The following is a 25,027-nucleotide window of genomic DNA, read 5'->3' as shown; positions in this document are numbered from 1 at the left end:
CACATGAAGTACAGCTTCACCTGGCGCCAGCCGTTGCCGTAGGCGGTGGCGACCGTGCGGATCAGGTCCTCCTCCGAGACCATCTTGTTGATGACCTTGCGCATGCGCTCGGAACCGCCCTCGGGGGCGAAGGTGAGACCGGAGCGGCGCAAGATCGTGTTACGAGCTCGAAGGCCCAGCGAGATCTCCTCCTTGAGAAAATCCGCGAGGAAAAGGAGCATGGCGGTCCCCGAAATCTGGCATCCTACGCGAAATCGGTGAGTTCCCCGCAAGAACGGGATGTCATTGAGCGTGCGGCTGCCCACTTCCGCAGCTCGCGGGACGACTAAGTCAGTTCCGAAGATCGCAGGGAGTTCTGCTGCTTTGGCTGGTGCAAGATGCCCTTCGTGAGGCAGCAGGACCCAGTTCGGGGTGTCGTCGGGTTTTTTTCGTAAACGCCCAGAGTGGTGGGCGGTGCTTCATAAGAGCACTTCCGCAAAGGGGATCAAAATGACTTCGAGAACCCATATGATTGAATCCGTGCTGGCTTGGATCAAACGAGAAATGGACCCAAGTCGGATGGTCGATGTGGCCGCCCAGGAAGCCAACTGGACTGTCGCAATAACCGTAGAGGGCGCAATGATCGTCAGCAAAGTCGGAGGCGTGACCAGTGGTACGTCGAACGTCCCAGCTCTGAGTCTGTGGATACAAGACCAAGCATGGTGGCCCGATCTCTCCGGACTTTATCTGGCGAAAAAGTTTACGAAAGATGGGGTGAGTAATCACGCCGAGATGTGCATCCTGGCTGCGGTCGATAGCCTTGAGATGAGCGTGGCGAAAATGGGGTGTGCTAGCGATAATTGTGAAGCCTGCGGGCATGTACTGATCTGGGATGGAACTGATTCATTGAATGATATGAGTACAAGCCCGCAGCAGGGCTGGGTTCACCCTCGTGGGCGCATGGGGCTTGGCCTGCAGGTGAATGACCAGTGGGCTAAGCAGATTCTAGAGTTGGATAAGTTCAACGATCAGGGGCCTGCAAACTATCAGCAGTTCGAGTTCAAGTGGACTAAAGAACTGCAATCTGACCCGAAGGGTCAATTTGAATATCTAGGTGCGCCTCTTTCGAGGTAGAGTATCTGTACTAGAGGTTGTCCCGTAACTGCTGGTCAGAGGTGAGATGATCTTGCCGTGGCTGGTGTGGTCACGGCGTCGGAGCCCTCGTGGAGCAGGTCCGTTTACCGGGCTGAGCCCTCGGCAGTTCAACAAGCTGACCACCGCGCTGCGGCGTGAGGGGGCCGATCCGGCCCGCAAGGGCTGAGCGTGGTCGCTGCCGTTGGAGGACCGGGTGCTGCTGGTGGCCGCGTACTGGCGCACCAACCTCACCCCGCGTCAACTCGCCCCGCTCTTCGGCGTCCCGAAGTCGGCGGCCGACCGGATCGTCGCCCACCTCGGGCCGGCTCTCGCCCTCCAGCCCCGGCGGCGGTTCCGCAAGGAGGCCGTGCTCATCGTGGACGGCACACGGGTCCCCACCCGCGACCGGACCGTGGCCGCCTCCAGCAAGAACTACCGCTACTCCACCAACCACCAGGTCGTCATCGACGCCGACCCCCGCCCCATTGTCGCCGTCGGTCGGCTGCTGCCCGGCAACCGCAACGACTGCCGGGCCCGGCAGGACTCCGGCGCGAAGGCCGCCGTCGGCACCGCCCCCACGGTGATCGCCGACGGCGGCTACCGGAGCACCGGGCTGACCATCCCGCACTGAACCTCTTTCATCCTGTGCTGGAGGGTGAAAGAGGTTCAGTGAGCCTCTTTCACCCTGAATAGTTGCAGGTCAGCAACGTGTGGACGGCTTGGACGATGGTGCCGATGCGTCGGGTGGAGCATCGGGCTCGGCGGAGGATGTGCCAGGACTTCAGCTGTGCGAAGGCGCGTTCGCCGGGTGCTCTCAGCCGTGCGTGGTCGCGGTTGAACTGCTGATAGTGAGCGGGCTGTTCGCGGTGGTGGTAGTACGGGGTGCGGAAGGTGGCGCCGGCGCCCTGGTAGGCACGGTCGGCGAGGACGAGGATCTGCCGGGTGAGGCAGGCCTGGACGACGGCTGTGGGCCCGGGCCGCGGTCAGGTCGTGGGTCCGCCGGGTGTCGCGCGGGAGAACCAAAGAGGTGTGCCGTCGGGACGGGCGATGACCTGCACGTTCATCCCATGCTTGCGGTGTTTCATCGAGTAGTACGGCTCGTCCGCGCCGATCCGGTCGATCGGGATCAGCGTGCCGTCAACGATGACGTGATCGCCCTCACCGAGACCGGTGAGCGCTTCGTGGAGGCCCGGAGCCCAGCCCGCCAGCACGTCCAAGGTCTCGTCGACGTACCGCCAGGCGGTGGCCTGGGATATCCCGAAACCGGCCCCGAGCTGCGAGAACGTCTCGTTCTTACGCAGGTGCACCAGCGTGAGCAACGCCTGCTTGAAACAGCCGAGCTTGCGCCAGCGGGTGTTGCGGGCCTGGCGGTGCTCGTACTGAAGCTTCCCCGTGATCTTGGACACTCGATGGTTATGCCGCGAGGGTGTGTCGGTGCCGTTGGCGGGTCTCGGTCGGGGTGAGGTAGCCGAAGACCTTGTGTCTGCGCAGTCGGCGCCGGTTGTAGAACGTCTCGATGAAATCGAAGACGTCGGCACGGGCGGTGGCCCGGTCAGGCCAGACGCGGGTGCCGATCTCTTCTTTGAGTAGGGCCCAGAAACTCTCCGCGGCGGCGTTGTCGAAGCAGGACCCGGTGCGTCCGCAGCTCTGGCGGAGTTCCAACTCCCTTATTCGGTCCTGGAATCGGGTCGAGGTGTATTCGCTGCCGCGGTCGCTGTGGATCACGCAGCCGGGTTGCAGTCCACCGCGGCCGTGGGCCATGTCCAGTGCATCGATGACGAGATCGGCGCGGTGGTGATCGGCCATCGAGTAGCCGACGACCTCGCGGGTGGCCAGGTCGAGCCAGCAGGCGAGGTAGAGCCAGCCCTCGCCGGTGGGCAGGGCGGTGATGTCGCCGACCAGTTTCGTGCCGGGCGTTTCGGCGTGGAATTCGCGGCCGATCAGGTCCGGGGCCGGCCTGGCCTTCTTGTCCGCTCGTGTCAGCGAACGGCGCTTGCGGCGGGTCACGCCCTGGATGCCGTGCTCGCGCATGAGACGGGCGACCCGTTTACGGTTCACCGCCCGTCCCAGACGCCGCAGTTCGGCATGGACGCGCGGGACACCGTAGGTCTGGCGCGAGCCGACGTGGATCACGGTGATCTCGTGCACCAGGGCCTGGTCGGCGGCCCGGCGGGCGGCCCGGGGCTTTGCCTCGGCGAGCCAGGCATAGAACGAGGAACGGGCCACCTTGAGCAGGCGGCAGAGGAAAGCGACGCCGTGGGTGGTCTTCTCCGCCTCGATGAACGCATACGTCTCGTTCACCGATCGCTCTCCTTCGCGAAGAAGACCGCGGCTTTTCGCAGAACCTCGATCGTCTTGGCCTGCTCGGCGTTCTGCCGACGCAGGCGCTTGAGCTCCTCGCGCTCGGCGGTCGTGAGTTCTCCCGGGGCGCCCTCGCCACGATCGGCCTTGGCCTGGCGGTACCAGCCGCGCAGGGACTCGGAGCTGATGCCGAGTTCCCGGGCGACGGCGGTGACCGTCTTGCCCGTGGAGTCGACGAGCGCAATGGCGTCCCTCTTGAACTCCGCGGTGTACCGCTTCGTGTACTTGCTTCCCACCTGGTGCTACTTCCTCTGGAACCTCAGGTCCCAGTCTCCAGGTGTCCACGATCAGGGGGAAGGCTCATACAGCAGCCAAGCGACATGCTCGACCAGCTCATGAGGGACGTCGAGCGTGGCAGCATACGGAAACCTTCAGGGCCCCTTCGGTCGCCGGTGTGATGAGTGGAATCACCACGCCAACGACAAGGGGCCCTGTCTCGTCACCACCCTCGCTGACCAGCCTCTTTCACCCTCCAGCACAGGATGAAAGAGGTTCAGTGAGCTTCTTTGAGTTGGTCACCGATCGGGTGAATGGGCCGTGACGCGCAACGAGCGAGGCCCCCGGGCTGTTGATCGAGATGTCTGACGTCTCAACAACACTGCTCGGGGGCCTCGTTGGTCGTCCATCCTGCCGCACTCGACATGCCGCATGCACTCGTGGAGTGGGTCACGACGCTGATCGTCCCCCGTGAGGGTGACCGGCGCTGCAAGCTCCGTCCGTCCCAGTGGGCGATGGTGGCACTGGTGTACCTGCGTGAGCACACCACTCTGGCAAAGATCGCTGCTGGGTTCGGGATCAGCTCCACTGCCCACGCCTACACCAGGGCGGTCGTCGACCTGCTCGCCGCCCGTGCACCAGGTCTGCTGAAGACGCTGCGTGAGCACGATCCCGGCTTCGTCCTGCTCGACGGCACCCTCGTCGAGTGCGACCGGGTCGGCAACGGCCGGGCCTACTACTCCCCCAAACACCGGCGCCATGGTGTGAACGTGCAGGTCGTCACCGACCCGGGCGGCAGGCTGCTCTGGCTCTCGCCCGCCCTGCCGGGCCGCACACGTGACCTGACCGCCGCCCGCACCCACCGGATCATCCGGATCTGCGAGCGCCAAGGCGTTCCCGTCCTGGCCGATCTCGCCTACCAGGGCGCAGGGCCGTGGCTGACGACCAGCATCAAACATCCCCCGGGCCGTCCAGGAGATACGCGCGCTCCTGGCCAAACGGGGGTGCGCGGTCCCCGACCGCCCGGACCTGCGTCTTCGGACCTTGGCGGATGTGTCCGCCTACGCCCAGGCCGAAGACATCGAGCTGCGGCTGGACGCCACCGAGATCCAGGTCCGCAGACCACCGGCCAACCGCGGCGGACGACGCGCGTTCGCTTCCGGCAAGAAGAAGCAGAACACGATGAAAGCAACCGTGATCGCCCACTGGCGTGGCCGCACACTAACAAGTTGGTGCTTGATAGCGGGTGAGGCGTGCTGGTCCGTTAGAGGACCGCGGTTCAGGCTTGGGCGGTGCAGTCGGAGACGAGGCTGGCGATGGCTCGGTAGGTATCGCGCAGGGCCTCTCGTAGGTGGGTCCAGCGGGTCGGCTGTTTCCAGCGTTTGTGGTCGGAGAGGGCGTGCTCGACGGTGATGCGCTTGGATGAGTGTCGGTGCCGGGCCTCTTCTCTGGCGGCGTGTACGTGCGGCAGGGCGATCTTGTTCGGTTTTTGGACGGTGTGATCGCCTGGCCGGGATGGTCACGCCGGAGCCCGAGGTAGCCGTCGCCCAGGAGCATTTCCGCGTCTGGGAAGTGCTGGAAACAGGTCCCGATGCCTTCGTTGTGGGCGGCGGTTGCATCGTGCACCTGTCCTGGTAGCAGGGCATCGGTCCAGAGCGTGCGGCCCTGATGGTCGGCGACGACAGTGGCTTTCATCGTGTTCTGCTTCTTCTTGCCCGAGACGAACGCCCGGCGTCCGCCGCGGCCGGCTGCGGGTCGGCGGACCTGGATCTCGGTGGCATCTAAACGCAGCCCGATGCCCTCGGCCTGGGCGTAGGCGACCACATCCGCCAGGGTCCGCAGACACAGGCCCGGACGTTCGGGGACCGCGGATCCGCGTGTGGAACGGTCGAGACCGGCCAGCAGGGCGAGGATGGAGTGGGGGAGATCGTGCCGCAGGTGGATCAGCGTGACGACCAGCTGGTCGACGAACACCAACCGATGGATCTTCCGGTCCTTCGCCTTGGCCGCGCAGCCCAGACTCTTGCCGTCCACGGCCAGGCCGCGCAGCCCGGCGGCCCCGGTCGTCGTGTGTGTGTGGGCTGTGAGCCAGCCTCGGGTCCGACCTGCGGAGTCTCGTGTAGTTGGTTAAGGGCGGGCGGGGTCAGCGATGATGCGTCGGCAGGCACGGTCTTCCACTTGGATCATGGGACGTAGAGAACTCCATGATCTTGGGGGCCGTGTCTGTCACGTTCCGAGAACACTGCTGAGCCGGCAGATCGCCACGAACCGGGCGTCACGCGACTACGCCGAAGCCCTGCCGGGCAGCCCAGTATGCGGCCGCGCTGCTCTGCTCGGATCCGTTGAAACCCGCGGCTACAGAACCGATCATGCTGCTTGCCTGCGGTCCGGCCGGATTCGGCACAAAGCCCGTCCTCGTCATGTCGGCGCAGTCCCGTCTGTCGAGGAGTGATGACCCTTCTATCAGTAACCACGGGGTGCCCTTGCCCGAGGAAGGGGCGTGCGGTCCTGTCCGGTACCGATCAGCCCCCAGCACACCCCGCCGTACCGCTCGTGGGTCGGTCGGAGACGGGTGGGGGCCGACCGGCCCTGGCCCGGCATCGTGCCCGGTGTCAGCCTAGGAACAGACAATCCTCCGCAGAAGGGTGGTGGGCATGATGCAAGCGCCACTGGTTGTAGGGGTCGACGGGTCTGAATCTAGTCTTCAAGCAGTGGACTGGGCCGCTGACGAGGCCGCGCGTCATGCGACCCCGCTGAGGTTGGTGTACGCCTCGCTCTGGGAGCGGTACGAGGGAGCGGTACCGACGGGCGGCCTGGAGCGGCCAGCGGGTCGGATTCTCGCCGAGAACATCCTGGGCGCGGCGGCCGAGCGCGCACGGCTCCGCGTACCCGATCTTGTCGTCTTCACCGAGGTGCTCGCTGAGGACGCGACCAGCGCCCTCCTGAGAGAGGGAGCTTCGGCCTCGGCGGTCGTCGTCGGATCGCGGGGGCGAGGACAGTTGGCGTCCGTGCTGCTGGGCTCGGTGAGCCTCGTCGTGGCGGCCCGCAGCGTGTGTCCCGTGGTCGTGGTACGTGGGGATGACGTAGCGCTCGCCTCCCGACACCAACGCATCCTCCTGGGGGTGGGCGGCAGAGACGTCGAGGCTCCTGCGGTGCGCTTCGCCTTCCGTGAGGCGGCCGCTCGCGGCTGCGCCCTCAGCGTTCTCAGGGCCTGGCGCCAACCGCCTCCGAGGCCCCCCGAGCACCCGCTCATCACGGGCGATCCCGCCCACTCGGCGGAAGCGCGTGCCGCCACGCTTCTCGACAAGGCCCTCGAAGGACCGGCCCGGGAGTATCCGGATGTCCGGGTGAGCAGGGCCACCCCAGAGGGGGCAGCTGCCAAAATCCTGGTCGAGCGGTCTGCTGCGGCCGACTTGCTGGTCGTCGGAGCCCGGCGTCAGGGGAGCTTCATCGGCCTTGAGCTCGGCAAGGTGGCCCACCGAGCGCTGCACCACGCCGCGTGCCCCGTGGTTGTCGTGCCCCAACACGTCACCGATGCCGCGACGACCGACGTCTGAGTTCCGACACCGAGTCGGCCTCTGCGCTGCGTCTGCTCCTGGTTCTGGCTAGCGTGAGCCGCAGGACCCGCCCCGGCGGGAGAAGTCGAGGAGTAAGGAGCCCGCAATGTCCTCAGCACCGCCTCCGGCCAAAGGCGACATGGGCCGACGCATCGCGGCGCGCCGCCTGCAACTCGGACTGTCCCGGCAAGACGTAGCACTGCGGGCAGGAGCCGCGCCCGGCTACATCGAGTATGTCGAGGAACAGGCCGCCACACCGGGCATCGGCTTCCTGCTCCGGCTGGCCGACGCGCTGGAGACCACGGTTCAGGAACTGTCGGGAAGTACGGGCGATCTGCCGCCCGGCTTCGGCCGCGGAGCCCGTAGGGCCCGGATGGTCGAACTCGACGAGGCAATGTGCTGGACGCTGCTGGGAGAGCACGGCGTAGGACGGGTTGCCCTGGCTCTGGAGGACGGACCGGTCGTGCTGCCGGTCAACTACCAGGTGCTGGGCAGCGAGGTCATGTTCAGTACGGGAAGCGCTTCCCCGCTCGCCGCTGCCGCCGACACGGAGATCGCCTTCGAGACCGACCATATCGACGACGCCTTCAGTAAAGGCTGGAGCGTGTTGGTCGTTGGAACCGTTCGTTCAGTGGCGGACGAAGAGGCAGCGCAACGGCTCAGGGAAACGGCGTACTCGACTCCCTGGGCAGATGAGAAGCGTGAGCACGTCATGCTTCTCGGGGCCCGGCGAGTCACTGGGCGGAAGATTCTTGTTCCCGATGCCCCGGGGGACGCCGACTGATGAGAGTCCGTGCGAGCTTTTGGCTGCGCCTTCCAGCGGGGAGGGCGCAGCAGCAGGCCCGCAGCTACGAAGGCGCTGGTTACGGCTGACGTCACTCGTAGGGGACTACGGCGACCGGTGCGGAGCTGTGGTGAATCACAGCGTGGGTGACGTGGCCGACGTGGGGCCCCACCGGTCTGCTGCTGCGTCGGCCTACGACGACGAGATCGGCTCCCTGGGATGCCTGGACGAGCTCGCTGGCCGGCGGGGCCATGACTGCCGTCTCGGTGACGTCGACCTGGGGGAATTCGGCCCGCCAGGGGCTCAGCATGTCGGTGAGTGCTTGGGCGGCGTGCTGGCCGAGTCCGCTGCCGACGTCCGGGTCGAGGATCGCCGCATACGTGTAGGTTGCCGGCAGTGACCAGCTGTGTATGACCTGCAGGGCCGCGCTTCTGCGGACTGCTTGTTCGAAGGCGAAGGCGAGTAGCGGGTCGCAGGGACGGGAAACATCAAGGCCCAGGACGATCCCGGGGCGGCCGTCTGAGGAGTCTTCGGAGGCGGCGTCGGTTTCCTGCGGACGCACCAGAACCACCGGGCTCCGCGTTTTCGCTACGACCCCCAGTGACACCGAGCCGATGAGGAAGCCGAGGAGTCTTCCGAGTCCCCGTGACCCGAGAGCGGTGACCTCGGCTTCGTTCGCGGCGCGTGTCAACTCGTCGACGGCCCGGCCCTGAACCACTTCCGTGGTCACCTCCAGACCGGGGTGATCGCGGCGGGCCCTATCTGCGGTGTTCCGCAGCAGAGCTTCGTACCGCTCGACGAGCGACTGCGTAAAAGTCTGCGGGATCTCCGGGGTGACCGGCCACTCCTCCACATGTACGAGGTGCAACGGGGCACCCCGGAGTGCGGCCTCCCGCGCGGCCCAACGGGCTGCCGCGAGGCCTTCGGGGGACTCGTCTAGGCCGACAGTGACGTGACCCGTCATGACAGCGCCTCCTCGGTGTACGGGGCTTCTGGATCGAAACCCTGCAACCAGGGTCTCGCCGAGGCATCGGTGGAGGGAGGGCCGACAGGTCTCGATCGGGACCGAACGGCCCATGCCGAGGACGCGCCGCGGTGGAACCGTTATATGCGCAGGCCTCTGGGCCATCCCGAGGAGGAGATATGACCAGCACTACTTCCGCCCCTGTCACACTCGGTGCCGTCGTCGTCGGTGTGGACGCGTCCGACCCGGCACGGGCGGCGGCGCTGTGGGCTGCGGAGGAAGCGGACCGTCGCGGTCGCCCGCTCCATATCGTCCATGCCGCTGACACCGATCACCGCATGCTCTATGCGAGTGTGGAGGCCATCCAGGCGATACTCGAGGCTGGCCGTGACCTGCTGACCGACACGGCGGAAGCGGTAAGTGAGCGATACCCCGACCTCGTCGTGACGAAGGAACTGAGCCGCATCGACCCGGTGGGCGGGCTACGGGCGGCGGCCGGTGAGCGCGGGACGATCGTTGTGGGAAGCCGAGGCTTGGGCGGCTTCGGTGCCCTGATGCTCGGATCTGTCGGGCTGGGTCTGGCGGCGCGGAACGAGGCTCCTGTGATCGTCGTGCGGGGTGAGCGCGACCGGGCCACGACCGGCGTGGTGACAGCGGCGGTGCACGGCGCATCCGACCTCGACTGGCTGATGCTGGCAGCCGCCGAGGCGCAGGCGCGTAAGGCCTCCCTCCGGCTGCTGAGCGTCTGCAACGTCCTGGCCCAGGTCGGCACAGTCACCACCATGCTCGACAGTCTCGGCGAGGTTGCGAAGCGACAGGTACACGAGGTGATTGCGGTGGCCGGGCGGATAGCGGAGGCCTATCCCGACCTCACGGTCACCCATCACGTCGAGGCCGGGACCAGCGTCCCGGGAATCCTCGTTGCGGCCTCGACGCATACAGATCTCATGGTCCTGGGAAGCCGACGTCACCTGCTCGGACTGGGACCGGCGCTCGGCCGGGTCAGTCATGCCGTTCTGCATCACGGGCATTGCCCTGTCGAGATCGTCCCCCCTGAGTACGTGGATACAGGCAAGCACAAGTGACTGTGCACTGTGGGGCAGGCTCGGAATTCGCGCCCCCCGTCGGGTGCCCTTGCCTCGCTGACCGTTTACGCGAACCTACGGAGACTGCCATGGCACCTCGGCAACACGTCATTCCGTTCACGGAGCTCGGCCGCCAGGACATCGGGAGTGTAGGCGGGAAGAACGCCTCGCTCGGTGAGCTGACCGCACGCCTCGGCTCCGCAGGCGTGCGCATCCCGCCGGGATTTGCCACGACTGCTCAGGCGTACGAGGAACTACTGGATGCGCACGGCTTGCGCGCCTCCATCGAGGACCAGATCGGGCGTCTGCACGACGACGCCCCGCTGGAGGAAGTCGGTCGGGCCACCCGCGCGCTGATACTGCGCGAGCCACTGCCGACATCGCTCCCGAGCGAAATCATCACCGCTTACGAGGATCTTGCTCACCGTACGGCTGGCGAGGATCCCCCCGTCGCCGTGCGCAGCAGCGCCACTGCCGAAGACCTGCCCGAGGCCAGTTTCGCCGGTCAGCAGGATACGTACCTCAATGTGCGCGGACCTGAACAACTGCTCGAATCCTGCCATCGCTGTTTTGCCTCGCTGTTCACCGATCGTGCCATCGACTACCGGGAACGCATGGGCTTCGACCATCTGTCCGTCGCGCTGTCGGTGGGTGTCCAGGTCATGGTCCGCGCGGACCTGGCCGGGGCAGGAGTGATCTTCACCCTGGACCCCGAGACCGGATTCCCCGACGTGATCGTGGTCAGTGCGGCATGGGGACTCGGCGAGACGGTGGTGAGCGGGCAGGTGGATCCTGATGAGTACACCGTCTTCAAGCCCAGCCTCAAGAACCCCTCCCTGAACCCGCTGATCGATGTGCGGGTGGGCGCCAAACGTCGCAAGACCGTGTACATGGACAGCGGACTCACGCGCACCGTGGACACGACCCCCGCCGAACGCGTACGCCGAGTGCTCGGCGACGACGACATCCGCACACTCGCCGGATGGGCCAGAGCTGTCGAGGAGCACTACGGCTGCCCGATGGACCTGGAATGGGCCAAGGACGGGATCACCGGAGAGCTCGCGATCGTCCAGGCCCGCCCCGAGACCGTACAGTCCCGGCGGCGCACCACCGCGATCCGGGAATGCCGGCTGACGGTGAACCCGGGGCAGCCACTGATCGAAGGCACAGCCGTCGGGGAGGCGATCGGACAGGGACCGGTCGTAGAGCTGACCGCCCCGGTCGCCCGGGAAGCATTTCCCGAGGGAGGCGTCCTGGTCACCGGCCTCACCGACCCGGACTGGGAGCCCGTGATGAAGCGTGCCTCGGCGATCATCACCGATCACGGCGGACGCACGTCCCACGCGGCCATCGTCAGCCGGGAACTCGGAGTCCCCGCCGTCATCGGCACCGGCCGTGCGACGCGCGTCCTGCGAAAGGCACACGACGTCACGGTGTCCTGCGCGGAAGGAGATCGCGGACGCGTCTACGACGGCCTGCTCCCCTACGAGGAGCGCGAGACCGATCTCTCGACCGTCCCGAAGACGCGTACGCGCATCATGCTCAATCTCGCCGATCCGTCCGCCGCCCTGCGCTGGTGGCGCCTGCCGGCCGACGGGGTCGGGCTCGCCCGGCTGGAGTTCATCGTCGCCCATCAGGTGAAGGCGCACCCCATGGCGCTGCTTCACCCGGAGAAGCTCGACGCGGATGACCGCCGCGGCATCGAGCGACTCACCGAGGGATACCAGGACCGGGGGGCGTATTTCGTCGACCGGCTTTCCCAAGGTATCGCCCGGATTGCCGCATCACGCTGGCCCGACCCCGTGGTGGTGCGTACCAGCGACTTCAAGACCAACGAGTACGCGCGGCTGCTCGGGGGGCGCACCTTCGAGCCCGACGAGGCTAACCCCATGATCGGCTGGCGAGGCGCCAGCCGCTACTACAGCGATGGCTACCGCGAGGGGTTCGCCTTGGAATGCCGTGCCCTTCGCCGGGTCCGCGACGAGATGGGTCTCACCAACGTCGTCGTCATGATTCCGTTCTGCCGGACGCCCGGCGAGGCCGACCTGGTGCTTGATGTGATGGACGAGCAGGGCCTCAGGCGTGGGCAGAACGGGCTGAAGGTCTACGTCATGGCGGAGATACCCTCCAACATCATCCTTGTCCGGGAGTTCGCTGAACGGTTCGACGGCTTCTCCATCGGAAGTAACGACCTGACCCAGTTGACGCTCGGCGTCGACCGGGATTCGGAAGCACTCGCCCATTTGTTTGACGAAAGCGACCCGGCGGTCACTCGCAGCATCCAGCGCTTGGTGGCCGGAGCCCATGACGCTGGACGCACCGTCGGTCTGTGCGGTCAGCGGCCCAGTGACGATCCCGTTTTCACCGAGTTTCTCGTGAGGTCCGGCATCGACTCGATCTCTGTGGCTCCGGACAGCTTCGCCGCGGTGAAGGAACATGTGGCGCCCGCCGAGGGCCTTCGGAGAGATGGGGATGTCCACCTAGGAGCAAGGTGAATGACATGCACAACACACATGTGCTGATCGCCTACGGAAGCAAGCACGGAGCGACACAGGGAATCGCTGAGAAGTTGGGAGAGGCGCTTCGCTCCGACGGATGCGACGCGGTGGTAATGCCCGCCGACCGTGTCGACGACGTGAGCGGCTACGACGCCGTGATTCTCGGTGGCGCTGTCTACGCAGGACGCTGGCACGTCGAGGCCCGCCGGTGCGCCCGACGTCATGCGGGGCAGCTGAGGCACCTACCTGTCTGGCTCTTCAGCAGCGGGCCGGTCGACGATTCGGCTGAACGGCGGGATATCGCGCCGGTACGTGGGGTTGCCCGCTGGATGCAGCGTCTCGGCGCACGGGAGCACATCACGTTCGGCGGAGCTCTCACGGCGGAGACTCCGGGCCGGATCGCCCACAGCCTGGTCCGACACGGGAAGGGCGGTGACTTCCGAAACCCGGAACGCATCCACCAATGGGCCCACCACATCGCAGCCCAACTAGCCACTTCCTCCTGATCGGTCGAGTGAGCCAGGGCTGTCGCGAGCAAGAAGGAGGGCGGCATGGTGAAGGACAACGACCATGAGCGGCCCGTCGACGAGCGCTGCTCCGTGGTCCGCCACCCCGCGCACCCCTGCAGTGCGTCCGGTGAGATCGCGCCACGGGACCGGCGATGACTGAGGAACCACCGACCGAAGGCAAAGGCAACGCCTTCCCGACTCCGGGCGAGACATTCGATCCCAGCGAGCCGGTTCCCCGACTGCGCCGCGAGCTCGCCACCGGCCCCGAAGGGCTCTCCGCGCGAGAGGCATCCCGTCGCCTCGCTGTCCACGGCCCCAACGAAGTGCGGTCGAAGGCCCACTCCTCCTTCCTCCGCGAGCTGTCCGCACAGCTCGCCCACCCCTTGGCCCTCCTGCTGTGGGCCGCCGCGGCCCTCGCCTTCGTGGCCGGACTCGCGGTGCTCGGCTGGGCGATCCTCGCCGTGATCGCGGTCAACGCCGCCTTCGCGCTGCTCCAGGAACGCCAGGCCGAGCGGGCGGTCGAGACCCTCGCCCGCTACCTGCCCGAACACGCCTTCGCCGTCCGGGACGGCAGAACCCGGCAAGTCGAAGCCCGGGACCTCGTTCCGGGCGACGTGGTCCTCCTGGAGGAAGGAGGCAAGGTTCCGGCCGACGCGCGGGTGACCGACGGCGGAGTCGAGGTCGACCTTTCAATGCTGACGGGGGAATCCGCGCCCGTGGAGAGGACAGACGCCTCCGGCCGGGCAGGCGCCCCGCTCATCGAGGAACCCAACCTCGTGTTCAGCGGGACGACCTGTCTGGGAGGGCAGGCCCGGGCCACGGTGTTCGCGACCGGGGACCGTACGGAGCTCGGACGTATCGCGGCGCTCAGCCAGCGCTCCAGGCGGGAGCCGAGCCCGCTGGAGCAGCAGGTCAAGAAAGTGGCCTGGTTCATCGCCGCCGTAGCTGTCGCGATGGGAATGGTCTTCCTCGTCCTCGGGGTGGCCGTCGGTCTGCCTCTCACCGATTCCTTGACGTTCGCGATCGGCCTCCTCGTCGCCAACGTTCCCGAAGGCCTGCTCCCCACGATCACGCTGGCCCTTGCGGTCGGCGTACGGTCACTGGCCCGCCGAGGAGCAGTGGTCAAGCGGCTGAGCGCTGTCGAGACCCTCGGCTCCACGGACGTCATCTGTACCGACAAGACCGGCACACTCACACTCAACCGGATGCGGCTGCAGACCGTGTGGACTCCCGGTCACGGCACCTCGGCCGGCCCGTGGGCCGCCGAGCTCGCGCACACCGCCTCACTGTGCACCACTGTTACCCGCACGGACGAGGGGGCCCTGCAGGGCGACCCCACAGAGACAGCCCTCGTCGAAGGGGCGGACGACCGGGGCGCGCCCGTGGACCTGGCAGAACGCGACGCGGATCGGCGGGCGCTGTTCCGGTTCGACCCTCGGCTGCGGTTGATGTCGATCGTTCAGGGCGACCAGGGGACGGGCACTCTCCGCGTCGTGGTCAAAGGCGCCCCGGAGGCCGTACTGCCACGCCTCCGCACCGCCGCGGACGTGGAGTCGGCACGCGAGGCCACGGAGAGCATGGCGGGGAAGGGGATGCGTGTCCTCGCTGTCGCGGGACGGGAGTGGCCCAAGGGCACGAAAGGCCCGTCGAAGCGAGAGGATGCCGAGTCCGAGCTGACGCTGCTGGGGCTGGTCGGGCTCTACGATCCGCCGCGTACGGAGGTTGCCGAGGCCGTGCGCAATTGTCACGACGCCGGTATCCGGGTGCTCATCGTGACCGGCGACAACGGTGCAACCGCTGCCGCCGTGGCTCGTGAGGTCGGCATAGGAGTTCCCCGTCTGCACGTCGTACCCGCCTCCGAATCGATCACGGACGAGGAGCTCGACCGACTTCTGGTGGAGGACGACGTCGAAGTGGTCTTCGCGAGGTCCTCGCCCGAGACGAAGCTGAAGGTGGCCGATGCCCTGCGCGCCCACGGCCGGATCGTGGCGATGACCGGCGACGGCGTGAACGACGCACCGGCTCTGCACCGAGCGCACATCGGCGTGGCCATGGGCAAGTCGGGCACCGACGTGGCGCGTGAGGCCGCCACCATGGTCCTGACCGACGACGACTTCGCCACCATCGTCGCGGCGGTCGAATCCGGACGACGTGTCTACGACAACGTCCGGAAGTTCATCGTCTACATCTTCGCGCACACCACCCCGGAGGTCGTGCCGTTCCTCGTGTTCGCGCTGTCGGCCGGAGCTGTCCCGCTGCCTCTCACCGTGCTGCAGATCCTCGCCATCGACCTGGGCACCGAAACCCTGCCCGCGCTGGCCCTGGGCCGCGAGCGGTCCGAGCCCGGTACCATGAAACGACTGCCCAGACCGCACCGCCAGGGAGTCATCTCCCGCGACATGCTGATACGCAGCTGGGGCTACCTCGGTCTCGTATCGGCAGCCCTGGTGATGGGAGCGTTCTTCTACGTGCTCTGGCGCAACGGCTGGACTCCCGGAGCACCCACCGGCGAAGGCACGGCTCTCCACCACGCCTACACCATGGCCACCACAGCCTCCTTCGCCGGCATCGTCACCTGCCAGGTCGGCACAGCGATCGCGGCCCGCACCGACCACGCCGCCCTACGCGACATCGGCCTGTTCACCAACCCCCTGCTGCTCGCGGGCATCGCCTTCGAACTGGCCTTCACCGCCGCCCTCGTGTATCTCCCACCGCTCCAGCACCTGTTCGGCACGGCTGCACTGCCTTGGGACGTCGTTGCGCTCGTGGCCACCTTCCCCATCCTCGTCTGGGGAACGGACGAGATGCGACGCGCACGTAGACGTCACAGTCAGCCGGACGCGGGATCGGCAGAGCCGGTCGGCCCGGTCCGCTCCTCCGGTCGGCCATGAGGCCCCCGTGATGCCAGCCGCTCCCGCACCTGTTCGGTGCCCTTGTCCAGCCGAGCCGAGTACCGGGGGGCCGGCGGCACGGGCCCCTCGATGCGCCGGGCGTCCGGCGGCAGTTCGCCGAGGTCGGCTTCGAACCGTGCACGAGCCGCGCCGAGATCATCGGGAGGGCCGGTGCGAAGCCCATCACGCATGACCGTCCGCAGCAGCGGCTCCGTGCCCTCGGGTGGTTCTTCGGTTTCCAGGCCGATCACGTCCCGGAGTCCTGGTCCACGGAAGACCTGCTTGGGTGCGGGAGCGGTGACCTTGGCCGAGGAGAGCTTCATGACCGGTGTGCCGTCGTACTCGACCAGCTTGTACGCCGCATCGAGATAGGGCGCGTCGGCGGCGACGCCGACGCGTGTGCCCAGGGCGAAGACGTCGATGGGCGCTCCGTCGCGCACCAGGGCGTCGACCGCGTACTCGTCCAGCCCTCCGCTGGCGATGATCCGCACGTCACGCAGCCCGGCCGCGTCCAGCGTCTCGCGGGCCCGGTAGGCCAGGGGCCCGAGATCGCCGCTGTCCAGTCGGATGCCGCACCCTGGGCCGCGCGCCAGGTCCGAAAGGACCCGGGCGGCGATGGTGACTCCGCGGTCGGTGTCGTACGTGTCTACCAGGAGGGTCAGGGGCCCTCGGTGAGTTCGGGCGAAGGCTCGGAACGCGTCTTCCTCGGAGGGGAAGCACTCGATGTACGAGTGGGCCATCGTGCCGGAGACGTCGATGCCGTACCGAGCTGCGGCGGCGACGTTGCTCGTGCCCGCGAAGCCCACCATGGCGCACAGTCGGGCGGCCTGGGAGCCCGCTTCCGGGCCGTGGCACCGGCGCAGGGAGAAATCGACGAGTGGACGGCCCGCTGCCGCGAGGACGCACCGTCCGGCCTTGGCGGCGACCGCTGTCTGATGACAGACCAACGACAAGAGGTACGTCTCCACCAACTGGGCCTGGGGCAGCGGGGCGGTGACCTCCAGCAAGGGCTCCCCGGCGAAGACCAGCCGCCCCTCGGGAACAGCACGGACTTGGCCGTCGAAAGCCAGTCCTCGCAGCGGTGCGAGGTCCTCGGGCGGCAGGTGCATCACCTGAGCGAACTCATCCGTGTCCGACTTCTCGACCCGGAACCCGGAGAGGTAGTCAAGTGCGGGTTCGAGTCCCGCCGCGACGAGAAAGCCGCGTCCAGGAGGCAGATTTCTCGCGAAGAGGCTGAACGTGGCTGGTGCCCGCATGCCTTCACGCACATAGGACAGTGCCATCGTGACCTCGTACAGATCCGTGGTGGTCACCTGGGACATACTTCGAGCATGCGCCGCCGATCAGGGTCACGCACGGCGGCGTGGGATGCCCTTCACCCGGCTTCGGCAGCGGTCAGCTCGCACTGTACGTCGACCACTCCTTCGACAGCCCGTGCCAGACGGGTTGCCACCGGGAGCAGGCGTGATTCCCTGACCACACCCGACATCGTCACGACGCCCGCATCGACCTGAACGGTCACCTGCTCCCGCGACACGGGGAAGAGCCGCGCGACCACCTGTTCCCGTACCGCCTCGGCGAGCTCGTCGTCAGGCCTGAGGAAGACTTTGAGCAGGTCCGACCTGCTGACGATGCCTTTGAGGATGTCCCCCTCGACGACCGGCAGGCGCTTCACTCCGCGGGTGGCCATCAGTCGGGCGGCCTGCGGCAGCGGCGCGTCCGGGGCGATGGTGAGGGCCGGCCGGGTCATCAGGTCCTCGGCGGACGACGAGCCTGCCTTGGCCGTCGCGTCCAGACGGCGCATCTGTTCCACGAGACCGGGACGCCGCTCGTGGAACTCCTCCTTCGGCAGCAGGTCGGCCTCCGAGACCACCCCCACGACATGGCCCTCCCCTTCGATGACCGGGAGAGCGCTGACGGACCACCGTGACATGGCGGTCACGATGTCCTTGAACGACGCCTTCGGCGCGACCGCGACGACCTTCTTCGTCATGACGTCGGCCACGGTGTAGGGGTGTGGAGTCATGATCCTCTCCTCAACGCCGGCGAGCAGGTCTGTGGTGTGAATTGGTGAGGCTGGGGCCGGTCATCGGAGTCGGTCATCGGACCAGCACGGCTTCTCCCGAGCGTGGGACGACGGCGGTCCAGCCGAGCTCGTCGGAGATGCGGGTGCGCAGCGTCGCAGCCGCCGACGGCTCGCCGTGCACCACGTACGTCGTGTGCGGGGGCGGGGCGCCGCGCAGCCAGTCGAGGATCTGATCCTCGTCGGCGTGCGCGGAGAAGTGCGGAACGTCGGCGACCTCCGCGCGGACGGGGATGTACTCGCCGAACATCTTGAGTGCAGGGGCGCCGTCCACGAGGTCTCTGGCGCGTGTTCCGGCCGCGGCGAAGCCTACGACGACGACGGTGTTGCGCGGGTCGGGCAGCAGTCGGCGTAGGTGGTGCAGGACCCGGCCGCCGGTGGCCATTCCGGCTGAGGAGACGATGACGCACGGCCCGTGCGCACTGTTGATCGCGATGGACTCCTGGACCGTCCGGGCCGCCAGGAACGGGTCGGGACTCAGAGCTCCCGCACCCTGGCCCAGAACGTCCGGCCTGAGCTCCGGTGACCGGTCGCGCACCGCTTGCCGGTAGACGTCCAGGGCTGCGAGGGCCATCGGGCTGTCCACGTACACAGGTACCGACGCGGGCAGGACGCCGGCCGCGCGCAGCTCGACCAGTTCGTGGAGGACGACCTCGGTCCGGTCGACGGCGAAGGCGGGGATGACGACGGTGCCGCCTCGCGCGAGGGTGCGTCCGATGGTGGAGGCGAAGGCGGCGCGGCTCTCGGCGGGGGCGTGGCGGCGGTCGCCGTAGGTGCTCTCCACCAGGAGTACGTCGGCGCCCGAAAACGGCTCCGGGGGTAGCAGCAGCGGGTGACCTGGGCGACCCAGATCGCCGGACACTGCCAGTGTGTGACCGTCCTCCAGGGTGAGATGGGCCCAGGCGGAGCCAAGGATGTGGCCTGCGCGATGCAGTGTCAGCCGGGTGCCCGCCATGATCTCGACCTGGCTGCCGACCGGCACGGGATCGAAGAAGCTCAGCGTCTTCTCCACGTCGGCGTCGTCGTACAGCGGCTTGGCGGGGCGGTGCTTGGACCAGCCGTGGGTGTTCGCGTGCTGAGCCGATTCCATCTGGAGCCGCGCGCTGTCCCGCAGGACGATCTCGGCGAGCCGCGCCGTGTCGGCACTCATGAGGATTGGGCCGCGAAACCCCTGCCGGACGATGCGGGGGAGATACCCGCAGTGATCCAGGTGCGCGTGGGTGACCACGACGGCGTGGAGGTCGGCGGGGGGCCGGGCGAACTTCTCCCAGTTGCGGCGGCGCAGATCGGCGAAACCCTGGAAGAGCCCGCAGTCCACGAGGATGCGGCTGTGGTCGCTCTCGACCAGGAATTTGCTGCCGGTCACGGTGCCCGTGGCACCGAGGAACGTGAGCAGAGCCGCGCGGGAGGCTGGAAGGACGGGCGGCGGTGTCGGCCGGGACATGAAGTACCCCCTTGCCGTCGATGCGGGCGCACTCCCACTTTCCCACTCGTCCCCCTGATCAGCAGGGGACCGCCGGGGGCCCTCATGGGGACCGACCGGCCCATGCGGACCACTGGTCCGTGGAGTCAGTCTGGTAGCGAATCTCGCGGGATTACGCACAGGAAGAAGGCCATGTCATGAAGGCGCTCGTCTTCCAGGAGCCAGGCCGCACCACGTGGCGGGACGTCCCCGACCCGGGCATCGAGGACGCTTCCGATGTCATTGTGCGCGTCGACGCGGTCACCATCTGTGGCACGGATCTGCACATAGTCAAGGGTGACGTGCCCGAGGTGACCCCGGGGCGGGTACTGGGCCACGAGGCGGTGGGCACGGTGGTGGAGGCCGGCGGGGACGTCCGCACCGTCCGGCCGGGGGACCGGGTGCTGGTCTCCTGCATCTCAGCCTGCGGGAGGTGCCGTTTCTGCCGGGAGGCCCGCTACGGACAGTGCCGGGGCGGAGGGGGCTGGGTGCTCGGGCACACCATCGACGGAACCCAGGCGGAATACGTGCGCGTGCCCTTCGCCGATCTCTCGGTCTATCCGCTGCCCAATGCCGTCGACAGCGTCGACGCCGTCCTTCTGGCCGACATCTTCCCGACCGCTTACGAGGTCGGTGTCCGCAACGGTGGGGTGAGCCCGGGTGACACCGTCGTCGTGGTCGGCGCAGGGCCGATCGGCCTGGCCGCCGTCGCCACCTCCCGCCTCTACTCGCCGGAGCGGGTCATTGCCGTCGACCTCGCCGACGCCCGGCTGGACGCGGCCCGGTCTCTCGGTGCCGAAGCCACCGTCCGTGCCGACGAGGAGCCGCAGCAACTCGTCGCGGATCTGACGGACGGTCTGGGTGCCGACGTGGTCATGGAAGCGGTCGGCGTACCGGAGACCTTCGAGACGTGCACCCGGATGGTCCGGCCCGGCGGCAGGGTCGCCAACATCGGTGTGCACGGCAAACCGGCCACCCTCCACCTCGAAGAACTCTGGATCAAGGACGTCACCATCACCACGGGCCTGGTGGACACCTCGTCGACCCCCATGCTGCTGCGGATGCTGGCGAACGGAAGGCTGCCGTCAGCCGAGTTGGTCACGCACCGGTTCGAACTGGGGCAGATGGAGGAGGCGTACGACGTGTTCTCCCGGGCGGCGGACACCGGAGCCCTGAAGGTCGCACTCCATGCCCCGCAGTGACCCACCGGTCCCTACCTCGCCGGTATCTCCCTCCGAGCAGACGGGCACGGGGACCGGTTCCGGTGTCGCGCCCGGCACACGGGGCGTCGTCTTCGACACCGACGGTGTACTGCTCGATTCCGCGTCCCTTCACGCCGCTGCCTGGAAAGTCGCGTTCGACCGCTGCATCGAGAAGCTGAGGCCCGGCGACCCGCGACAGGCTCCCTTCGACGCGAACGCGGAGTACCGACGCCTCGTGGACGGCAAAGCACGGCTCGACGGAGCCCGCGCTTTCCTGCAGGACCGCGGCATTGTGCTGCCACTGGGCGCACCGGGCGACCAGCCCGGCTGCACCAGCATCTGGGCGGTCGCCGCTGACAAGGAGCAGGCCTTCACTCACATGCTCTCGACCCGGGCCGTTCCCGTGTTCGACGATGTGGCCCCCGCACTGCGGTCCCTTCGCGCCACGGAAATTCGGTGCGCCGCGGCCTCCGCGTCACGCCATGCCGGTGTCCTGCTGGAAGCGGCAGGAATTCTCGGCCTCTTCGACACCGTGGTCGACGGCAGGGATGTCGCACGGCTCAGGCTTCCCGGCAAACCGAACCCCGCGCTGTTCCTGGAGGCCGCTTCCCGGCTGGGCCTGAGCCCGGCCGAAGCCGCGGTGGTCGAGGACGCGGAAGCCGGGGTGGCCGCGGCCCGTCGTGGAGGCTTCGGGCTCGTCGTCGGACTGGACCGGACACCGAGCGCCGACAGGGATGCCGCGCTGCACAGCATGGGGGCGGATCTTGTGCTGCGCGACCTTGCCGCTCTCGTCGACGAGCTACGGGTGGAAAGCCCATGAACGACGCCTGGAGCTGGAACTACTCCGCCTACGATCCGCACACGGAACGGCTGGTCGAGGCTCTGTGCACCGTCGGCAACGGCAGGTTCGCCACGCGAGGCAGCACACCGGAATGCGCGGCGGACGACGCGCACTACCCGGGCACCTACCTGGCCGGCTGCTACGACCGCCTCACATCCACCGTCGCCGGGAGGACGGTCGAGAACGAAGACCTGGTCAACCTCCCGAACTGGACGCTGCTGCGCTACCGCTGCCTGCCCGAAGACGGACCACCCGGGGAGTGGCTCACGCCCGACTCCGCCGAACTGAGACGCTCCACCACACATCTGGACCTGCGAGCCGGAGTCCTCACCCGTCGCCTGCTCTACCGAGACGGCGCGGGACGCGGTCTGCACGTCACCCACCAGCGATTCGTCCATATGGGAATCCCCTGGCTCGCTGCTCAACGCAGCGCGTTCAGAGCCTACGGCTGGAGCGGTCGACTCGAGGTCGAGTCGATTCTTGACGGCACTATCACCAATGCCGGAGTGGAACGCTACGGAGACCTCGACGGGCAGCACCTCACCGAGCACCGCAAAGGAGCGGAGCCCGGGGGAGTCGCCTGGCTCACCTGCCGGACCGTCCAGTCGGCGGTCCACCTCGCTCTCGCCCTCCGCACCAGCTCCAGCCCGGCACGACCTGCCGAGTACGTTCACGCCGCCCGAGCTGTCGTGCAGCGGTTCGTTCTCCCGGTTTCGCCCGGCAACTCGGTGACGGTCACCAAGACGGTCGCCCTGCACACATCACTCGACCGCCCCGCCGGTGACCCGCTTGCCGCAGCCCTGGAGAGCCTCGCCCACGCTCCGCTCTTCAGCCGACTGCTCCGCTCGCACAGGTCTGCCTGGCAACGCATGTGGAACCAGGCGGAGCTGCACGTGCCCGGGGAGAGCGGGCACGTACTGCGTCTGCACCTGTTCCATCTACTGCAGACCCTGTCGCCGCATACGGCGGAGCTCGACGTCGGAGTGCCGGCCCGTGGGCTGCACGGAGAGGCGTACCGGGGCCATGTGTTCTGGGACGAACTGTTCGTCCTGCCGTATCTCACTCTCCACTTCCCCGAAGTCGCCCGCGCGATGCTGATGTACCGGCATCGGCGGCTGCCCGCCGCCCGGGCAGCTGCCCGGCGTACCGGGGCGTGTGGTGCCATGTACCCGTGGCAGAGCGCCGGTTCCGGTCGCGAAGAGACCCAGGCGATGCACCTCAATCCCGCTTCCGGCCGGTGGCTGCCGGACCACTCCCACCTCCAGCGCCACGTGGGATCCGCGGTGGCACTCAATGCCTGGCGGTACGCGCAGGCAGCGGGTGATCCGGGGTTCCTCCACGCGGCCGGGGCGGACATCCTGCTGGAGGTGGCCCGATACTGGGCGAGCGCGGCGGTCTTCGACCCCGGCCGGGGCCGGTATCGGCTGCGGGGGGTCGTCGGTCCCGACGAGTACCACGACGCGTATCCGGGCGCGGACCGGCCAGGCATCGACGACAATGCCTACACCAACGCGATGGCCGCATGGGTCCTGACCCGGGCTCTGGAGGTCTTCGACGCGCTGCCCGATGCCCGGCGCGAGGAGCTCGCGGAGCGTCTGGCGCTCGACACGGAGGAGCACGCGCGCTGGGACGACGTCTCCCGCCGCTTGTACGTGCCCTTTCATCACGGTGTGCTGAGCCAGTTCGAGGGTTACGGGCATCTCGAGGAACTCGACTGGGAGCGCTATCGGCGCCTCTACCCCGACATCCGGAGACTGGACCGGCTCCTGGAGGCGGAGGGTGATTCGGTCAACAACTACCAAGCGTCCAAGCAAGCTGACGCTCTCATGCTCGGCCATCTCTTCCGGCCCGCCGAGCTGACCGCTCTCTTCGGCCGCCTCGGCTACCGGATGGACAACGAGATCTGGACCAGGACGGTCGGCTACTACCTTCCGCGCACCAGCCACGGATCTACCCTCAGCAGCCTGGTGCACGGCTGGGTTCTCGCACGTCAGAAGGGCCCGGGCGCCTGGAAGTACGTGGAGGAAGCACTTCTGAGCGATGTGGCCGATATCCAGGGCGGCACGACCGGCGAGGGCATCCACCTGGGTGCCATGGCGGGAACACTTGATCTGGTCGAGCGGGGTATCACCGGGCTGGAACCCTGCGAGGAGGGTTTGCGTATCGACCCCGTGGCACTCAGAGAAATCCCCCGCTTCTCCTTCACTCTGTGCTTCCGGGGCCACAGCGGCGTGCGGCTCCGGCTGCTCCCGGGACGCATCGGCATCAGTGTCCAGCCTTCGCCCCAGGGAGCCCTGGTGGTGCTGCTTCCGGAGGGCAGAAGGGTGGCTGTGCTGCCTGGCAGGGAGCACTGGTTTCATCTGCCTCCTCAGGAATCCAAGAAGTGAGCGGATAGCCGCGAGACCAGCAGGGCTGTGTGCCGGTGTCAGGCGATGTCCAGGACCTCCGTAACCGGTCGTCTGGGCGTGGCCGGGCCCGACGGCCCGTATCCGAACCGAATGATCATTTGCACGAAGCCCATCTTGGATTTCGGGTCACGTGTGAGGTGTCGAAGCTCGGGCCATTCCAGCGGCTGCGAGATCACGGAGGTCGCGAGTCCGTCGAGAGTGGCCTGAAGGAGCACGCGCTGCATGGCCTGTCCCGCCCTGAGCCAGTCCACGGCAAGGTCTGACTCCGTCCCCAGCAAGGCGATCTGCGGCCGCTCCTCGAAGGTGGCGGACGCCCGGTCCCGTGAGCCTTGGGGCACGTCGAAGTCCCGCACAGGGGCCGTCACTCCGTGCTGACGCGGACCGAAAGCGTACGAGGGGACGCCCTCGGTGTCCGACCCCTCCCCGGCCTTGCCCGTGCGGGTCCAGGTGACGATTTCGGCCCTCATGGCGTCGTTGGCGGATTCGTAGAGCTCCGCGTCGTGCACTAGGTCCAGGACGGCGCCGGCGTGCCAGGCTCCGGGAACGATCAGCCGTGCCCCTTCCAGGAGCGCGGAGGCGCTCAACTCGTCCAGAATCTCGGGTGCGGCCGCCTCGTCGGCGAACGGATAGCGGCTGGTGTGCCGGATCCGCACGGCAGGGTGCAGGTCAGCCAGTTGATGGTCAACGGTCCCGGAGTCCTCCAGCATGACGTCGGCGAGACGCCATGGGTCGCGGTGGTCGGGCAGAAGCTGGATAACGGTGTTCCAGCCACGGTGTGCTGCGGCCACCCGCAGATTCAGCAGCGCCGCCCCGCATCCGATATGCAGGCCGCGGTTGTCCGGGTCGCCGACGGGCAGGCCACGATCCGGATCGCCGTACAACGAGAGGAGGCGTGTTCCTGAGCGGTGGACGAACCTCCAGGGTTGTGCGTTGTGCATGGACGGCGCGGTCACGGCCTCCTCGACAAGCGAAGGTACAACCGAGGTGATGCGCTGTTCGATCGTCAGCATGGTCTTCGTGCCTCCTATCAGTCATCGTCCTCATAAGCACTCG

General features: G+C 67.6%; 18 protein-coding genes and 6 pseudogenes. 13 read left to right on the top strand and 11 right to left on the bottom strand.

The window, feature by feature from the left end; genetic code table 11:
- Positions 1–221, bottom strand: a 221-nt coding sequence (locus AMK24_RS33815; protein ID WP_143203759.1) for a hypothetical protein, incomplete at its 3' end; no start/stop codon positions are given.
- Between the two features lie 298 nt (positions 222–519).
- Between AMK24_RS33815 and AMK24_RS33810 the strand changes: the two genes are divergently transcribed.
- Positions 520–1,113, top strand: coding sequence for a hypothetical protein (locus AMK24_RS33810; protein ID WP_143203758.1), 594 nt, complete (start codon positions 520–522; stop codon positions 1,111–1,113).
- Positions 1,114–1,170: 57 nt separating this feature from the next.
- Positions 1,171–1,741, top strand: a pseudogene (locus AMK24_RS30900) (transposase family protein); the annotation flags it as partial.
- A gap of 52 nt (positions 1,742–1,793) precedes the next feature.
- Here the strand turns inward: AMK24_RS30900 and AMK24_RS30895 are convergent.
- The 4 genes and pseudogenes from AMK24_RS30895 to AMK24_RS33535 form a co-directional block, all read right to left on the bottom strand.
- Positions 1,794–2,519 (bottom strand): annotated as a pseudogene (locus AMK24_RS30895) (transposase family protein).
- A gap of 7 nt (positions 2,520–2,526) precedes the next feature.
- Entirely contained in the window at positions 2,527–3,414 is an 888-nt protein-coding gene (locus AMK24_RS30890; protein ID WP_073772199.1) for an IS3 family transposase, read from the bottom strand.
- Positions 3,411–3,710 carry a transposase gene (locus tag AMK24_RS34070; protein WP_073772198.1) on the bottom strand — a complete coding sequence of 100 codons (300 nt, stop codon included), beginning with the start codon at positions 3,708–3,710 and terminating at the stop codon, positions 3,411–3,413. The genes AMK24_RS30890 and AMK24_RS34070 overlap by 4 nt, the downstream gene beginning before the upstream one ends.
- Before the next feature lie 63 nt (positions 3,711–3,773).
- Positions 3,774–3,888 (bottom strand): annotated as a pseudogene (locus tag AMK24_RS33535) (IS5/IS1182 family transposase); the annotation flags it as partial.
- Between the two features lie 200 nt (positions 3,889–4,088).
- Here AMK24_RS33535 and AMK24_RS30880 point away from each other — a divergent pair.
- A pseudogene (locus tag AMK24_RS30880) lies at positions 4,089–4,655 on the top strand (transposase family protein); the annotation flags it as partial.
- A pseudogene (locus AMK24_RS35505) lies at positions 4,654–4,938 on the top strand (transposase family protein); the annotation flags it as partial. The pseudogenes AMK24_RS30880 and AMK24_RS35505, both read left to right, overlap by 2 nt.
- 31 nt (positions 4,939–4,969) lie before the next feature.
- Here AMK24_RS35505 and AMK24_RS30870 read toward each other — a convergent pair.
- Positions 4,970–5,673: pseudogene (locus AMK24_RS30870) on the bottom strand (transposase family protein); the annotation flags it as partial.
- Positions 5,674–6,347: 674 nt separating this feature from the next.
- Between AMK24_RS30870 and AMK24_RS30865 the strand changes: the two are divergent.
- Both AMK24_RS30865 and AMK24_RS30860 read left to right on the top strand, forming a co-directional pair.
- On the top strand, positions 6,348–7,247 hold the full coding sequence (locus AMK24_RS30865) for a universal stress protein (protein WP_073772203.1): 900 nt from the start codon (positions 6,348–6,350) through the stop codon (positions 7,245–7,247).
- Positions 7,248–7,353: 106 nt separating this feature from the next.
- Positions 7,354–8,031: a helix-turn-helix domain-containing protein gene (locus tag AMK24_RS30860; protein WP_073772197.1), complete on the top strand. Its 678-nt coding sequence runs from the start codon at positions 7,354–7,356 to the stop codon at positions 8,029–8,031.
- 91 nt (positions 8,032–8,122) lie between these two features.
- On the opposite strand, the gene AMK24_RS30855 is transcribed toward AMK24_RS30860, so the two are convergent.
- Positions 8,123–8,995, bottom strand: coding sequence for a universal stress protein (locus tag AMK24_RS30855; RefSeq protein WP_073772196.1), 873 nt, complete (start codon positions 8,993–8,995; stop codon positions 8,123–8,125).
- A 179-nt stretch (positions 8,996–9,174) separates the two neighbouring features.
- Between AMK24_RS30855 and AMK24_RS30850 the strand changes: the two genes are divergently transcribed.
- The 4 genes from AMK24_RS30850 (at position 9,175) to AMK24_RS30835 (ending at position 15,978) form a co-directional block, all read left to right on the top strand.
- Entirely contained in the window at positions 9,175–10,080 is a 906-nt protein-coding gene (locus AMK24_RS30850; RefSeq protein WP_073772195.1) for a universal stress protein, read from the top strand.
- An 89-nt stretch (positions 10,081–10,169) separates the two neighbouring features.
- Positions 10,170–12,575: a phosphoenolpyruvate synthase gene (gene ppsA / locus AMK24_RS30845; protein WP_073772194.1), complete on the top strand. Its 2,406-nt coding sequence runs from the start codon at positions 10,170–10,172 to the stop codon at positions 12,573–12,575.
- A gap of 5 nt (positions 12,576–12,580) precedes the next feature.
- Positions 12,581–13,084 carry a flavodoxin domain-containing protein gene (locus tag AMK24_RS30840; RefSeq protein ID WP_073772193.1) on the top strand — a complete coding sequence of 168 codons (504 nt, stop codon included), beginning with the start codon at positions 12,581–12,583 and terminating at the stop codon, positions 13,082–13,084.
- A gap of 155 nt (positions 13,085–13,239) precedes the next feature.
- Positions 13,240–15,978 carry a cation-translocating P-type ATPase gene (locus tag AMK24_RS30835; protein ID WP_073772192.1) on the top strand — a complete coding sequence of 913 codons (2,739 nt, stop codon included), beginning with the start codon at positions 13,240–13,242 and terminating at the stop codon, positions 15,976–15,978.
- Here the strand turns inward: AMK24_RS30835 and AMK24_RS30830 are convergent.
- From AMK24_RS30830 to AMK24_RS30820, 3 genes are all read right to left on the bottom strand, one after another.
- On the bottom strand, positions 15,918–17,300 hold the full coding sequence (locus AMK24_RS30830; RefSeq protein ID WP_073772191.1) for a nicotinate phosphoribosyltransferase: 1,383 nt from the start codon (positions 17,298–17,300) through the stop codon (positions 15,918–15,920). The two genes, AMK24_RS30835 and AMK24_RS30830, sit on opposite strands and share 61 nt — an antisense overlap.
- Positions 17,301–17,353: 53 nt before the next feature.
- Positions 17,354–18,004 carry a CBS domain-containing protein gene (locus AMK24_RS30825; protein WP_073772190.1) on the bottom strand — a complete coding sequence of 217 codons (651 nt, stop codon included), beginning with the start codon at positions 18,002–18,004 and terminating at the stop codon, positions 17,354–17,356.
- A gap of 73 nt (positions 18,005–18,077) precedes the next feature.
- Positions 18,078–19,427 (bottom strand): MBL fold metallo-hydrolase RNA specificity domain-containing protein, encoded by a 1,350-nt coding sequence (locus tag AMK24_RS30820; RefSeq protein ID WP_242435333.1) that lies wholly within the window; start codon positions 19,425–19,427, stop codon positions 18,078–18,080.
- A 254-nt stretch (positions 19,428–19,681) separates the two neighbouring features.
- Between AMK24_RS30820 and AMK24_RS30815 the strand changes: the two genes are divergently transcribed.
- The 3 genes from AMK24_RS30815 to AMK24_RS30805 are packed head-to-tail and all read left to right on the top strand — an operon-like array spanning position 19,682 to position 23,953.
- Positions 19,682–20,725: a zinc-dependent alcohol dehydrogenase family protein gene (locus AMK24_RS30815; protein ID WP_073772188.1), complete on the top strand. Its 1,044-nt coding sequence runs from the start codon at positions 19,682–19,684 to the stop codon at positions 20,723–20,725.
- Positions 20,712–21,545: an HAD family hydrolase gene (locus tag AMK24_RS30810; RefSeq protein ID WP_073772187.1), complete on the top strand. Its 834-nt coding sequence runs from the start codon at positions 20,712–20,714 to the stop codon at positions 21,543–21,545. Before AMK24_RS30815 ends, AMK24_RS30810 begins: the two co-directional genes overlap by 14 nt.
- Positions 21,542–23,953, top strand: coding sequence for a glycoside hydrolase family 65 protein (locus tag AMK24_RS30805; RefSeq protein WP_073772186.1), 2,412 nt, complete (start codon positions 21,542–21,544; stop codon positions 23,951–23,953). Before AMK24_RS30810 ends, AMK24_RS30805 begins: the two co-directional genes overlap by 4 nt.
- Before the next feature lie 38 nt (positions 23,954–23,991).
- On the opposite strand, the gene AMK24_RS30800 is transcribed toward AMK24_RS30805, so the two are convergent.
- On the bottom strand, positions 23,992–24,984 hold the full coding sequence (locus AMK24_RS30800) for an Acg family FMN-binding oxidoreductase (protein WP_073772185.1): 993 nt from the start codon (positions 24,982–24,984) through the stop codon (positions 23,992–23,994).
- Between the last annotated feature and the right edge of the window lie 43 nt (positions 24,985–25,027).

The sequence above is a fragment of the Streptomyces sp. CB02366 genome (genome assembly GCF_001905905.1).
Lineage (GTDB): Bacteria > Actinomycetota > Actinomycetes > Streptomycetales > Streptomycetaceae > Streptomyces.
Note: the sequence above shows the minus strand (reverse complement) of the source record. Positions and strands in the feature narration are given on the sequence as shown.